This is a genomic window from Paraburkholderia mimosarum LMG 23256 = NBRC 106338, assembly GCF_000739815.1.
Taxonomy (GTDB): domain Bacteria; phylum Pseudomonadota; class Gammaproteobacteria; order Burkholderiales; family Burkholderiaceae; genus Paraburkholderia; species Paraburkholderia mimosarum.
In genome coordinates this window covers 1-13,570 of the sequence record NZ_BBJJ01000041.1, presented here as the reverse complement: position 1 = coordinate 13,570, position 13,570 = coordinate 1, and the positions used below count along the sequence as shown (strand labels likewise).

Sequence of the window (13,570 nt, the reverse complement as noted above, 5' to 3'; positions counted from 1 at the left end):
CTCACGGTTTTATGGGCGCCTTTGAGGCGCTCACAATTTCAAGCCACCGGCTTTGCCGGTGGTATTTGACTGAAATTCGCAGGACTACCGCCGCCATTCGATAAACGGCGGAGCTGTCGAAAGCCTGGCTTGGCGAAAGAGTCAGGGCCTTCGCTCAGATCGTTCTAACCGCCACGCTTATCGCGGCGCAGACCAATTTGGTGGCCTTAGGAAAGACGCTTCCTGATCGCGCATGGAAATGTGGGCATGCTGAGGAGGCGAGATGTGCAATGACCCAACGGACGCCTGCTGAAGGCAGCGCTGTAATATCTCCGCCTGGGTTCTGGTCATCAGGGACAGGTGCTCCTCGAATCGATTTGCAGAGAGGCCGTCGCACACGTAACGAAACACTTGAAGACATGTAACTCGAGTCCTGCAATCGCGCTCCAAAACAAGCGCCCGCGCGGCGCGGCGCGTGCGAGCGATGACTCTCTACTGACGGGAAGTGAAAATGGCCAACCGCCAACGGATGTATTTCGGCTTGCTTGACGCTGCGTATTCGCTCGACGAACAGGCGGCCGGTCGCAAACCAGAATTGTCTCGGCTATTGTCAGGCGCGATAACGCTTGACTCACTGTTTCGAAGGCGTGCCCTCGACATCGATTTGCAGGAAGCTGCGCTGGGTCTTGAGCATAGTGTCACGAGAGATGCAAGGTACCTTGACGCAGAAGGGCGCATGCGTGCCGACAAGTTGGCAGGTGCAGTTCGAAGGCTCGCCGAGCGAATTGCCAACGGTGGGATCGTCGACGGCTGCGTGAGTGACGAATAAGCAGAAGTGTTGCCATGGAGATGGATGACGCGCGAGCGTGCTGAAATTCGTGAAACGAGCCGTATTTCAGGGCGTTGTGCGGGGGTAGAGTTAATACGTGCTAGTTTCCGCCCGCGATCAGGCGCATTAACGGCGCTCCCGTCGGACTTAAATGTGAAAGTAACGATGCAGGAATCGTAAAACCTGAATCCGTATCGCGCAGCAATCCGATGTGCTTCTTTGTGAACTTCAAGCGCTAGAGGCACGACCTCGCACAACACTTAGACGTCGTCCGAGACACACTCGATTTCGGGCCGCGAAAGACCCATCTTCCGACTCGTCACGAGCGTGACCTCGTTCATCACCAGGGACCGTTGACTGGCTTCGAACTTCGCGGATTGCGACGTCCTGTACAGCGAAGACATGCACCACGGTAAAGTCGTCTTCAATCGACTGAGCCTGATCAACCCGTTCTTTTGAGACCGTGTGAGACGTACTGCTCTCGGCGGCTCAGACGCAGCGGAGCCGCCGCCAAGGTGGCGCACGCAGCGAGGACGGGAGCAACGAGGCCGCGTAAGAGACGCGCAAATGGCTTTGCGGGGGGGGGAATTTAACATAAATTTAATTGTCGCATTTGACACGCATGTCGAAAGCGCGTTTGCCTCGAATGGCCAAGGCGCTGCTCGACGAGGAGAGCGAGTTCTATGTAAGGAACCTGAAATTCGTTGAAGAGGAAATCAGGATTCGCGAGGAGTTGAAGCCCAAGCTTGCAACCCCAAACGAGATGCGCCTGGATCTACGCACCATGTTGCTACGCGACTACGGCAGGCCGGGAGGGATTCCCACCCTCGTCGATGCGCCCTACGCCGTACATACCGCGATGATCGCCGGCTACCACAAAGGACAGAGTCTCGTCGAGACACTGCTCGCCAATGGCATCGGTCATGTTGCGCTGACTGACTGGAAGTCCGCGACTCTCGGCATGAAGGACCCGAGATCGACAACTATCTCGCCGCGACGAATCCAGGAAATTGGGGGGCGTCGTTTCGCGAAGCATACGTCGCTGCTGGTCGCTATTCCCGATCTCCTTTCTTGATTTCATTTTGGCCTCCAATAGTTGAAATCATGGCCACGGGTGCCACTTATCGGCCTGTCCGGATATCCGGCGGCGCTGCTGCTGTGACCGGTTTTGCCTCCGGTGCGACAGATGCTCCCGTTCGCGGACTGGAAAGTCGCAGGCCGGCGCTTGATATGTCCGAAAGTACTTGTTTGAGCGTGTCGCTTTGCGCCGAAGGGATTTCGGCGAAATTGACCACATAGAACGTAACAGCGTAAGAGACCGTCCGGCCTCGAATTCTTTGCACCGTGACTTCTGGGGGCGGGTCGCGGAGCACATGACTGGCTTTGAGGACTGCCGCCATGAGGACCTCTGTTACCGTGTCGGCGGATGACTGAGCCTCGAAATCGATGCTGATGCTGGCAGGGTGAGGCCTCCTGGGCAGGCAGTGATTGGTTACGCACGACTTGGCGATGCTGCTGTTCGGAATAATCGTAATGTCGCCGCTCCGGTCGCGAAGCCGCGTCGCCCGCCAGTTGATCTCGATAACTTCGCCCTCGTTGTCTCCGTCGACCGTTATCCAGTCGCCGGCACGGAAAGGGCCTTCGATGTTGAGCGCGATGCCTGAAAAGAGATCGGCCAAAGTACTTTGCAGCGCAAGACCGAGCACCACAGCAACGATCCCCGACGTCGTCAGCAGACCCTCTACCGATTGGTGAAACGCAAACTTCAGGATGCCGAACAGGGCACCAAGATAGATCAATCCAGTGACCAGACCGGAAAGGATTTCGCGTCTCTTGAGTTGTCCGTCAGATGGGAAAAGAACCCGGTGTAATACATACCTGAACAACGCTGCAGCCAACCAGGCTGCGATGCACCACCAGGCGATCGTAGCAGCGCCGAGTGCAACGTCAGCTGTTTCAGCGCCGACATCCGTCATCAGGCGGCGGACGTAGCTTCTCCCCACTAGAATCGCAGTGAGTGTGATAAATGCGGCTCCGCCAAAGACCCTTTTTCCAGCAATCCGTCGGTTATCCATGGTTTTGGCCTTGCAGGCATTTGAAAAGCGCGCCGTTTTGACGACTGGAGCGCCGGTCAAAGGAATTCTCCCCCTTGTTCACTGCCCACCGTGCATATTCACCGGAACAGATTGGGCACCCAATAAGAGATCCCGGTATCGGCCCGGATCCGTTCTCCGCCACTCGCGGTTGCACAAATTGCCTGGCTAGCGATCTCAAGCGCTGCATCGCCGTCGCCCGCTGATCGACCTACCTTACCTCCTGTGCGTTGGTTCCGGCCTTTAGCATGCCATTTGCCGCGTCCTTGTCCTCAAGCAGCGGCTGCAGGACCGGCGCCATCGACTTGAGCAACTGTACCGCCATCGCGCTCGTGAACGTGTAGTGCGCCGCGTAAGGCTCGTGCACCCAGGCTGTGATCGCACCATAGAAGCGGCCGCCGATCACAAAGACGAAGGTCGCACAGCGATTGACCTTGCGCGACTCGATCAGGTGTGCGCCCCTTGCGTAGACGTTGAAACGCTGGTCGCCTGTGCCGGTCTTGCCATAGACCGTCAGCGTCTTGCCATCCGGGAGCGTCATGCCAGCGGCGAGGCGCTTCGCGGTGCCGCCCTCCACCACTGACGTGAGCAGCTCGCGCACCACCTGCGAGATCTGCGCCGAGATCAGCGGCTGCGGCGGGTTATCTGCGTGCACGAAGCTCGTCTCGTATGGCGTGCCGCGTGCGAAGTCGAGCGATTCGAAGCTATGCGTCGGCAGCTTCTCGCCGTTGCTGGAGACGAGACCGATCAGATACGCGAGCGCCGACGGCCGGTCGCCAGACGCGCCGATGGCCGAGGCATACGATGGCGTGATGTTGTCGAACGGATAGCCGAGCGCACGCCACGACCTGCCGATCGCGACGTAGGCCTTCAGCTCGATCATGTGGCGGATGCGCCGGTCCTGCGTGGCGTGATAACGCGTCTTGAAGAGCCACCTGTACGTATAGAGGCGCGCGTCGTGGCTTTGCTGTTGGACTTCGGCGAGCGTCGCATCGGGATGCACGCGCAGGTAGTTCAGCAGCCACAGTTCGAGCGGATGGATGCCGGCGATATAGCCGCGGTCGTTGAGGTTGAACTTGTCGATCGCGTACCTGGTGTAGTACCTGGCGAGGTCTTCGTCGTCGAGCCACTGGAACTGGGTGTTCTTCAGTTGCGCGCGCATCTGCGCGTTGAACCACGCCAGCCCCCCGTTCGGGTTCACGCTGCGCAGCACCGTCGCGATCCGCGCCGGGCCCTTGCGAGTGTGCTGCAGCAGGATCTGCAGCGCCTCGTCGTTGCTCCTGCCCGCGTAGCGCGTGTAGAAGCGCTGCATGTAGACCTGGCTTTCGCCGTCGGCGAACTGCGTGAGGTAGCGATTGCGCACGGCCGGATCGTCGAGGTAAGCCGAGGGCGGCCCTGAAGTCTGGATCATCTCGTAGTGGACGATGTCGCGCATGAGCCGCACGAACACGAGATTCACCGAATACTGGAAGGCCTGCTGCACGGTGAGGATCTGCGAGTTGTCACTCGACTCGAAATTGTTGAACGTCTGCGCGCCGCCGCCCGTATAGAAGACCTCACCCGGATTCGCCGAATACTTGCGTTGCACGGCCGCTTCGAGCATGGCAGTCAGCGAACGGTCGGGCGTCGTCGAGAGATAGTCGAGCACCCAGCGCGTGAGCGCATCGCTCGGATCGACCTGCGGAATCATCGCACGCAGCGTCTTCGCATCTTCGTTGGCATACTTCGCGTGCAGCGCGCTCACGATCTGCAAATACGTGATAAGCGTGCGCAGCTTCGCCGTCGAGCCGAGATTCAGGCGTGCGCCGGAATTGATGTCGAACGGCTCGTTCACGCTATCGGTCTGCACGCGCACGAGATTCTCGCCGCCGCGCCGCTCGAACAGCGTGAAGCTGTACGCGATCTTTGATGGATCGTCGGCAGGTCGCAGCATCTCGAAGCCCACGATTCCTGCCGCGCGTGCGCCATCCATGGTCTCGGCATCGGCGAGGCGATCGCTCACGGCCAGCTGGACGGCGTTGTCGAGGGTGGACGTTGCCGATAGATCGAGGCGGTCGACATCGTAGATCGTCTTCAGCCCGAGCGCCTGCATCAACTGCGTGCGCATCGTGAGCACCGCCTTGCGCTCGGCGTAGGGGACCGCCGGGCGCGGCGCGGGCTTCGAGCGGTTGAGCGTGAGCTGCGTCGCGAGTGCGGCGTCGCGCAGCGCGGGCGAGATCACGGCGCCGTTTGCGAGCAGACGCAGATAGCTGTCGGTGAGCTTCGCAAGCGCGTCGTTGTTCTTCTGCAGGAAATACGACGGCGCTCGCTGGGCGATCAGCAGTGAAAGCACCTGCCGGAACGCGAGCGCCTGCTCGTCGAGCGTCGAGTTCGAAATGGGCTCGCGCAGGATGCGATTGACATCGCCGAAGTCGCGTCCGTACCAGGCCGCGAGGCCGTCGCCGATGCCGTTGATCTCGCCCACGCCCGGCCTCGCCGAGAGCGGCACGGAATTCAGGTAGTGTACGAGGATCTTCTGGCGCGCGGGCATCGTCTGCGGACCGTCGAGGTAGGCGCGCACCGAGGCCGACGCGATCTGGCGCAGCTTCTCTGGCGGCGTGGCGGTGCGCCCGCCCGTGGAGTGGCGGAACTTCTCGAGCTGCGTGGCGAGCGTGCTGCCGCCCGGCGTGTGCTGGTGCCGGTTCACAAGGCGCAAGCCCTGATCGACGAGCGCGCGGCTAAAGCGCCCCCAGTCGATGGCCGGATTGCGGTTCGGCTGGTCGGCGGCGAGCAGGTACTTGTCTTCGATGAAGACGAGCGAATCGCGCAAGAGGGGCGGCACTGCGTCGAAATTCTCATAGACACGCCGCGGATAGCGCGTCTGGAAGAGCATCGCGCCGTTCGCGTCGCGCAGCACGATGCCGGCCTGATCCTTTTCCTCATACGGCAGGAAGAGGCCGTCGTCGGCCAGCGCGATCATGCGGTCCGAATCTCGCGCCTGCGCGGCGATCGCGAAGCCGTGCCTTTCGAGCCGGTCGGTGAACGCCGGCAGTTGCGCGTAGCCGAGCCTCACGTCGTAAGGGCCATTCGTCGCAGGAAAGCGGATGCGGTGGCTCGGCCCTTGCTCGACCGTATAGCCGATGTCACGCGTAAGCTCGGAGAGATAGCGCGCTTGCAGGCGCGATGTGTCGATTTCGATCTGGACCATGCGCGCCACAATGGCGACGGCCGCCAGAATCGCGACGACCAAACCCCACCTGATCCATCGCCAGACTGAACCGGCATGGGTGGCAGTAATAGGAGAGCCGACCGACGGGCGGTTCATGGTTGTTCTCCTGGACGTCGCGTCAGATGGAGGAATGCACCTCTGATAGTCTATCTTGCTGGTTGACTCGTGTGTGGCCATGCCGCACGATGGCGACGTTAGTCGCATCGCTGTGGCACCACGGTCTGCCGCGCACACTCGATGGTGACGTGCCCGATCTCCAGATCGCTGAGTCCGTCAGAGCGCAAGCCCATGTCGCCAGAAGCAGGGGCGCCCGGCGCCGGCTGCAGCCTCCCGTCAGACCGCGCCGGCCGATTTCCACCATTACGGTTGCGGGCGGCGCGGGAATGCGGCGGCGCCGAAGGACACGACGCGTGCAGGGCCTCCCGCAAAGGCTCACCGATCTGTTCCGCTTTCATTCACTCATCCGGTACGCTCGCGCGCGCGACCGAGCGATATGGCCGATCGACCCAGCACGTATGAACGGCCTCGACCCCCCGGGGCGACGATGTTGCTGCTGCCGGCCAAGCCTGAAGGTCGTATGCTCGCCCGCTTCGCAACGCCATTAGCGAGAGACAACGGCCCGTTATGAGCACCTGGTTCCCTGGCAGTTCGAATGAGAAGTCAGCGTTCATCGGGTAACTCCTCGTGGAGCCTCGCCGTCGTGCTGCATATATTGATCAGGATGGGAGCGTAAGCCGCTCAGTGCGGAAAACAGGCCAATTTCTTTCCGATTCGGAGCAAGCGATGAACGACGGATATCACTCCGGTCGCCGTCACGTGCTGCAGTCCATCATGGCGGCAGGTGCGGGCTGCCTGGCGTGGGAGGCCACGCCCTCACCGGCCAGTATCTCCGGATGCACCCGCAGGATCAGTACTTCCTCGTAATACGAGCGGTTGAAGATGCCGATGCGGCCGCGCTCAGGCAGGTCGCGCGTGGTACGCCAGAGGAAATCGTGCTGAAGCTCCTGCGCGCTCGGATGCTTGAAGCTGAACACCTGGCAGCCCTGTGGATTGACACCTGACATGACGTGCTTGATCACTCCATCCTTTCCCGCGGCGTCCATCGCCTGGAAGATGAACAGGACCGCGTAACGATCGTCGGCATAGAGCAGGCTTTGCTGCTCGCTCAACTGCCGGATGTGTTCGTCCAGCATGGCGTGATACTGGCTCTTCGACTTGTAGATTGGGGCCACGCGCGTGGGCCACTTCCCGAGTTGAACCAGTGCGCCCTCGCGTACCCGAAAGTCAGCGGAATCGATTTTCATCCTGCCTCTCCCAGCCTGCGCGTCATGCCTCCTGGCGCCATGTACATGGCACGGTCGACGCGCCCTCGTCGATCATCGACCTCACTGCCCCGCGATCCAACGGGCGATCTGCGGCCAGTGTTCCGACAGCGTTCTCGCCCCCATGAATAGACCAATGTGCCCGCCCGCGATGGTCTTCCGGACAATCAGGTCTTTTGCTGTACCGAGATACCGGCTGGCGTCGAGGACCTGCTCGGGTGTGGTAATGTCGTCCGCAGCACCCGCGAGCAAAAACGCGGGGCAGACGATTTCGTGGAGGTCGAGCCTGCGGCCCAGCCCGACGAACGTGCCTTTCGCGAGCCGATTCTCCTTGAAAAGCTGCGTGATCGCCTGGAGGTACCAGCGTCCAGGCAGGTCGATCGGGTTTTCGTACCAGCTCTCGAACGCTTCCTCCTTCGCGAGGTACGAGGGATCGTCGATATGCTCGTACAGATCGACATGCTGCTGGATGTAGTGCTGGTCCGGGTGCATGTTCTTCCAGCCCTGCAGCATGAATTTACCTTTCATCAGGCCGCCGCCCAGTTCGACCAGTTCCTCGTAGAACGACGGCGGCGACGTGTGCACCATCCGTTTGATCGCTCCGTTTCCGGCATCGGTGTCGATCGGTGAGCCCGCGAGCACAAGTTTAGCCACCTTCTGGGGAAAGCGCGCCGCGATCATGGCCGACGTCCAGCCGCCCTGGCAAAGCCCGACGAGGTTCACGCGCCCGCCCAGGTCGTCAATGGCCACCACCAGTTCTGCCAGATAGTTGTCGATTTCCAGGTCCTTCATGTCGGGCGTGGCCGACTTCCAGTCGGTTAGCGCCACATGGCCTATGCCGTTCGCAAGCAAGGTTTCGACGAGGCTCTGCCCCTGGCGGTAGTCGGCGATCACCGCGGTGTGTCCTGCATAGGGCGCGACGACCAGCGTCGGTACCCCGTCACCCGGCTTGCCATAGTCCCGCAGCAGCATCGTGCGCAGGTCCAGACGGATCTGGTTCGCCGTTGCGAGCTTTGGCCTTGACTCCTCGTGGATCCTGATCTCTTCCTCGATGAACTTGAGGTTCCTTGCATAAAGCTCTCCGCCTTCCTCGAGGAGTGCCTGTGCCATGGCCACGGGCCAGAATGCGGGTACGCTCAGCAACGACAGCCCGGATGTTTTGATCGAGGGTTCTTTCGGCATATGCATTTCCATAATGTGAATGGGTAACGGGGCCGTGCGGGCTTGCGCACGACCGGCCCCGTAGTCAACGAAACTTCGTTGCGTGCGGCATCAGATTACCTTCCACTCGTGACAGATGACGCTCCTGTCTCGCTTCGCGGTGATCGAGCAGACGGTACACAGCGATCTTGATCACGCTTGCCACACCGAACGACAGCAGCGCGTAGGCCCAAACCAGCAGTGCGTAACGCCAGCCGGTCGGGGCCATGAACAGGCCGTAGACGACCACCAGCGTGCCGGCAAGCTGGGTCAGTTCACACGGCACGACGAGCTTCAGATTGGGCCAGGGGCGCTGCCACACGGCGCCCCTGTTGCGCGTGAGGTAGATCGTCATGTGACCGGAAACGAGCAGTTTCAGGAAGATGAGTGCCTGCACGACCGGCAGTGGCAAGGCGAGGTAATCCCGTACGAGCCAGAACAGGCCAAAGCTTTCGATCACGCCATAAACGCCGAGTGCCGACGCGACGGTGAGCACCCGCGTCATGTCCCACCTTACAGGCTTCATGGCCATCGGTGCATTGTCATACGCGATCATCATGATCGGCAGATCATTGAGCAGCGCGAGCAGCACCACCATGATGGCCGTCACCGGATAGAAGTTGAAGACGAGAATGCTTGCCGTCATGAACAGCAGCAGACGGATCGTTTCGGCGATCCGGTAGATCGCGTAGCTCGTCATGCGCTCGAAGATCCGGCGCGCCTCCTTGATCGCAGTCGTAATAACCGATAGACCCGGCGAGGTCAGCACGAGGTCGGCCGCAGCGCGTGCTGCGTCGGTCGCGCCGCTCACCGCGATGCCGACGTCGGCCTGCTTGAGCGCTGGAGCATCGTTCACACCGTCGCCCGTCATGCCAACGATATGCCCGGCATCCTGCAGCGTTTTGACGATCCGGAACTTGTGTTCCGGGAACACCCGCGCAAAACCATCTGCGGCGAGAATGCGCCCTAGCTGCTCGCCCTCGTTGTCATGTGCGAAAACCGATTCCGCGACGACAATATTCTGGCCAAGCTCGAGTTGCCGCGCGATCTCCTTCGCAATCGCCTCGTGATCGCCCGTCACCATCTTGATCACGACGCCCATCTCGCGGGTGGCCGCGATCGTCTGCGCACAGTCGTCGCGCGGCGGGTCGAAAAGCGGGAGAAGTCCCAGGTAGTGCCACTTCCCCGTTTCGTCGGTTCGTGCGACGCCGAGCGTGCGAAACCCTCTCGACGCCGCCTGCTCGACGCTATCCGCGATCGTGCGGCGCGTGTGCTCGTCCGGTGCGCAGAGGTCGACGACAACCTGCGGGGCGCCCTTGGTCACCTTGAAGCCGCGGCCCTCGCCCTGGACGTCCGCCTCTGCGCGCTTGGCGACCGGGTCGAACGGGCGAAAGCTTTTGATCGTGTAGCGATTCGTTGCGCCGGACGGCGTGCCGGCGAGGATGGCGGCGTCGATCGCGTCCGGCGCCTCGCGGCGAGAGGCCAGTGCCGCGGCCAGCATAAGTTCTTCAGGCTTGACCGATGCCGCGGGCTCGATCTGGCCCAGCGTCAACTCGTTTTTGGTGAGCGTTCCGGTTTTATCGCTGCACAGCAGGTCCATGCCCGCCATTTCCTCGATCGCCACCAGCCGCGAAACGATGGCTTTCAGCTTCGCAAGACGCTCCGCTCCAATAGCCATCGTGACGGACAGGACGGCAGGCAACGCAACTGGAATCGATGCGACCGTCAGGATGAGAGCAAACTGGATCGTCTCGACCACAGGATCGCGGCGAAACAAAGCGGCCAGACCGATCAGCAGGACAAGGCCGATCGTAACCAGGATCAGGAAATTGCCAATGCGCAGCACGGCGCGCTGAAAGTGCGAGACGGTGCTCGCCTGTTCGACCAGGTGCGCGGTCTTGCCAAAATACGTGTGCATGCCGGTTGCGGTCACGACACCGCTCATTTCTCCCTGCTTCGCGATCGAACCGGAATAGGCATCGTCGCCAGCCTTCTTGTCGACGGGCAGCGATTCGCCCGTCAATGCTGCCTGATCAACGCTCAGGTACTCGCCGTCCACGAGCTTCAGATCAGCCGGTATCACGTTGCCGAGCTTCACCTGTACGAGATCCCCCGGAACGAGCAGGCGAGCTTCGATGTCCTTCCACTGGCCGTCGCGGCGCACCCTCGCCTTGAGCGCGAGCCGCTGCTTCAGGAGCGCGATTGCATTGTCGGCCTTGAATTCCTGCCAGAACCCCACGCTCGCATTGACGAGCAGCATGGTTACGATAATGGCGAGATCGTCCCAGTGCTCAAGCACTGCAGACAGGACGGCGGCGATTTCGATCATCCAGGGTATCGGCCCCCAGAAGAAACGCGCCAGGCGCTCGAATGCGGTAACGTGGTGCTCGCTCAGGACATTCTCGCCAAACCTCGCCAGTCGCCTGGCCGCCTCGTCCTCGGTCAGGCCCTGGCTTCCACTCACCGGAGTCTCATCGGCCTCGACCTGAGATTTATCCTGTGTCCGCTGATCCTGGTTCATATCAATCCAACTCCCGCTCTATCCGAATTCGAGTCGCGCCTTGTCCGGTCCGTGAACTGCAATTGCGCGCCTCGTCACTGCAGTGGCAACTGCGATTGGCATACTGGCGATGGCTGCCCACCCAGATCCGGTTGTGGCACAAGCGGTATACGTTTCGCCCGTTCCGTAGCGCCACGCCGATGTCTGGTCGCCTCCTGTGTGTAACGTCAACCAAATAGAGGCGCGCCCGTCACCCGGCATAGCCTGTAGTACAGGACGGTCATGACGATTGTCAGACTATTGCCCATGAACGACCTTCACGTTGATTTACGTCAAGCCAAATGGGCAGCTTGTTAAAGCGCGCCTTCAGGTTCCTTTCGGTAACGCTATTCAGAGCTGTGACCATACCGTCGACGCCAGTGGCTGCGCCAGCAAACCTGATACGTGAGTCCGATAGCAATGTTGCGACTCATCGACGCATTGCGGGCGACCATCGTCGTACGACGTCCCTTGCCGCCAGGATCGGTTCACTGAATACAGATTCGACTGAGATCGACCATCCGCCGATAGACATTCTTTTCCAGCCAGGGCACGAACGTGTACTCGTCGTACGCGTTGCTTCCGATCATGATCCAGTTATGCAAAACGTTGCGCATGGCATCGCCCCCACTTTCTGCTACTGCTGACGCTTCCGGGCAAAAAAACTGCTTGTTCCGACACCCGACGGCGCACGCGACAGTGAATATCGCTTTCCACGACTCGAAAGTAGGTTGGCAGAATTAAAGCGTGCTTAAGGTGACCATCCACGCCTCCTGCATTCGATTTAAGGTTCAATTAACGATCCCCGCCTAGATTGAAATTGTTGCAACCCGGGATCGCGCCCTGGAGTCTCATCTGATGGGCGCAGTGCATGTGGCGCGACCCCGATTGGGAGTAGCGAGATGACGTACGGCATTCTGAAACGCCTGACGATCGTGACGGCTGCGGCGATGTCACAGGGCTGCGTGGCGCAGCCGGGTCCAACGCAGGCCCGGCCCGGTTCGGCATCGGCTAGTGTTGCGGCGGCCAAGCCTGATCAGGCACCGCCGATTGTGACGGACTTCTCCGCTCTCGCTCGCGACAACGGGGCCGGCATCGTCAACATCAGCACAACGGGTGCAAAGCCGCAAGCCAGCATGACACCGCTCTGGCCGCCAATGGGAAATGGCAATAATCCACTTTCCAGCCTGTTCCAGCAGTTTTCATCGGAATTCGGCGACACCAATGGAACCCCATCGCAAACGCTCGGCTCTGGCTTCGTCATCGACCCCGGCGGATATATTCTCACCGATTCGAAGGTTGTCACCGGTGCCTCCAGAATCCGGGTGACGCTCAGGGACGGCCGCGAATTCAAGGCCGAGCTGGTCGGCAACGACCCTGCCAGCGGAATCGCACTACTCAAGATTCCCGCGAAGGGCCTGACGACCGTCGTGATCGGATCGGCATCCGATGCGAAGGCGGGTCAGTGGGTGGCATCCATTGGGTCCCCTTATGGTCTGAACGACACGGTGACGGCAGGGATCATCAGTAACATGGCGAGGGCACTCCCGCAGGATTCGTACATACCGCTTATCCAGACGGACCTGACTGAAGGAAGTGGCGACGCAGGGAGCCCGGTTTTCAACCTCCACGGAGACGTAATCGGCATCGAGACTCCGGTCAACGCTGTGGTCAGCAACGCCGAGGGCCTCGCATTCGCTATCCCAATCGACGAAGCCATGAAGGTCGAGCGGCAGTTGCAGCAGTTCCACAAGGCGCAACACGGACGGCTCGGTATCGTCATCCAGGATGTCAGCGGCCCACTCGCGCAATCGTTCGGCCTGACCAAACCAGAAGGCGCGCTCGTCAGCTCCGTCGAGCCACGTGGGCCGTCGGCAAGGTCAGGTCTGCGGCCAGGCGACGTGATCCTGAAGATGAACGGTGTCGCAATCACTGATTCCGCGCAGTTGCCGGTGCTTGTCGCTGACCTCAAGCCAGGCTCGACAGTACGTCTCGCGTACTGGCGGGCAAACGCCGTTCACGATACGGCTGTCGTACTCGGCCGACTTGACGAAGGCGCTTCGGAGGCAACTGCCATGGCACAGGCCACCGCTCCCGACGGCTTGACAGTTCGCGGGTTGACGCCCGACGAACAGCGCGAAGTCGGCGCCAAGGGAGGCGTGCGCGTCGAAAAGAGTGTCGGCCCTGCCGCATTCGCCGGGATCGAACCGGGCGACATCATTCTGATGGTCAATAACGCGCGCGTATCGAACCCGGACCAGTTCCGGCAGAAAGTCGAGAAGAGTGGAAATGCGGTTGCCCTGCTGGTTTTGCGCAATGGAGAACGTATGTTCGTGACCCTCGATATTGGCTAGTTGACTCGCCGTGCGCACCTGTCGTAGACCAAATTAAAGATGTCAG

Annotated in this window: 9 protein-coding genes; 3 read left to right on the top strand and 6 right to left on the bottom strand. The window is 60.8% G+C overall.

Going from position 1 to position 13,570, the window contains the following annotated elements; translation table 11 throughout:
- The first annotated feature begins 490 nt into the window (after window positions 1-490).
- Window positions 491-808 carry a hypothetical protein gene (locus BMI01S_RS41025; protein ID WP_042290881.1) on the top strand — a complete coding sequence of 106 codons (318 nt, stop codon included), beginning with the start codon at window positions 491-493 and terminating at the stop codon, window positions 806-808.
- Between the two features lie 646 nt (window positions 809-1,454).
- On the top strand, window positions 1,455-1,883 hold the full coding sequence (locus BMI01S_RS24580) for a hypothetical protein (RefSeq protein ID WP_028231780.1): 429 nt from the start codon (window positions 1,455-1,457) through the stop codon (window positions 1,881-1,883).
- A gap of 46 nt (window positions 1,884-1,929) precedes the next feature.
- On the opposite strand, the gene BMI01S_RS24575 is transcribed toward BMI01S_RS24580, so the two are convergent.
- The 6 genes from BMI01S_RS24575 to BMI01S_RS43180 form a co-directional block, all read right to left on the bottom strand.
- Window positions 1,930-2,943 (bottom strand): mechanosensitive ion channel family protein, encoded by a 1,014-nt coding sequence (locus tag BMI01S_RS24575; protein ID WP_154671333.1) that lies wholly within the window; start codon window positions 2,941-2,943, stop codon window positions 1,930-1,932.
- Between the two features lie 169 nt (window positions 2,944-3,112).
- Window positions 3,113-6,205, bottom strand: a complete 3,093-nt coding sequence (locus BMI01S_RS24570) for a biosynthetic peptidoglycan transglycosylase (RefSeq protein ID WP_028231778.1) — start codon at window positions 6,203-6,205, stop codon at window positions 3,113-3,115.
- 716 nt (window positions 6,206-6,921) lie between these two features.
- Window positions 6,922-7,413 carry a polyphosphate kinase 2 family protein gene (locus BMI01S_RS24565; RefSeq protein ID WP_208460994.1) on the bottom strand — a complete coding sequence of 164 codons (492 nt, stop codon included), beginning with the start codon at window positions 7,411-7,413 and terminating at the stop codon, window positions 6,922-6,924.
- A gap of 81 nt (window positions 7,414-7,494) precedes the next feature.
- Window positions 7,495-8,613 (bottom strand): alpha/beta fold hydrolase, encoded by a 1,119-nt coding sequence (locus BMI01S_RS24560; protein ID WP_028231777.1) that lies wholly within the window; start codon window positions 8,611-8,613, stop codon window positions 7,495-7,497.
- A gap of 64 nt (window positions 8,614-8,677) precedes the next feature.
- Window positions 8,678-11,095 carry a plasma-membrane proton-efflux P-type ATPase gene (locus BMI01S_RS24555; protein ID WP_244145398.1) on the bottom strand — a complete coding sequence of 806 codons (2,418 nt, stop codon included), beginning with the start codon at window positions 11,093-11,095 and terminating at the stop codon, window positions 8,678-8,680.
- Between the two features lie 563 nt (window positions 11,096-11,658).
- On the bottom strand, window positions 11,659-11,787 hold the full coding sequence (locus BMI01S_RS43180) for a hypothetical protein (protein WP_255217821.1): 129 nt from the start codon (window positions 11,785-11,787) through the stop codon (window positions 11,659-11,661).
- A gap of 285 nt (window positions 11,788-12,072) precedes the next feature.
- Between BMI01S_RS43180 and BMI01S_RS24550 the strand changes: the two genes are divergently transcribed.
- Window positions 12,073-13,524 carry a trypsin-like peptidase domain-containing protein gene (locus BMI01S_RS24550; protein ID WP_028231775.1) on the top strand — a complete coding sequence of 484 codons (1,452 nt, stop codon included), beginning with the start codon at window positions 12,073-12,075 and terminating at the stop codon, window positions 13,522-13,524.
- Window positions 13,525-13,570: the final 46 nt, after the last annotated feature.

Bases quoted from the DNA above. Each gene is read 5' to 3' on its own strand.
- BMI01S_RS41025 (WP_042290881.1), top strand. From the start codon at position 491: ATGGCCAACCGCCAACGGATGTATTTCGGCTTGCTTGACGCTGCGTAT.
- BMI01S_RS24580 (WP_028231780.1), top strand. From the start codon at position 1,455: ATGGCCAAGGCGCTGCTCGACGAGGAGAGCGAGTTCTATGTAAGGAAC.
- BMI01S_RS24570 (WP_028231778.1), bottom strand. From the start codon at position 6,205: ATGAACCGCCCGTCGGTCGGCTCTCCTATTACTGCCACCCATGCCGGT.
- BMI01S_RS24565 (WP_208460994.1), bottom strand. From the start codon at position 7,413: ATGAAAATCGATTCCGCTGACTTTCGGGTACGCGAGGGCGCACTGGTT.
- BMI01S_RS24560 (WP_028231777.1), bottom strand. From the start codon at position 8,613: ATGCCGAAAGAACCCTCGATCAAAACATCCGGGCTGTCGTTGCTGAGC.
- BMI01S_RS43180 (WP_255217821.1), bottom strand. From the start codon at position 11,787: ATGCGCAACGTTTTGCATAACTGGATCATGATCGGAAGCAACGCGTAC.
- BMI01S_RS24550 (WP_028231775.1), top strand. From the start codon at position 12,073: ATGACGTACGGCATTCTGAAACGCCTGACGATCGTGACGGCTGCGGCG.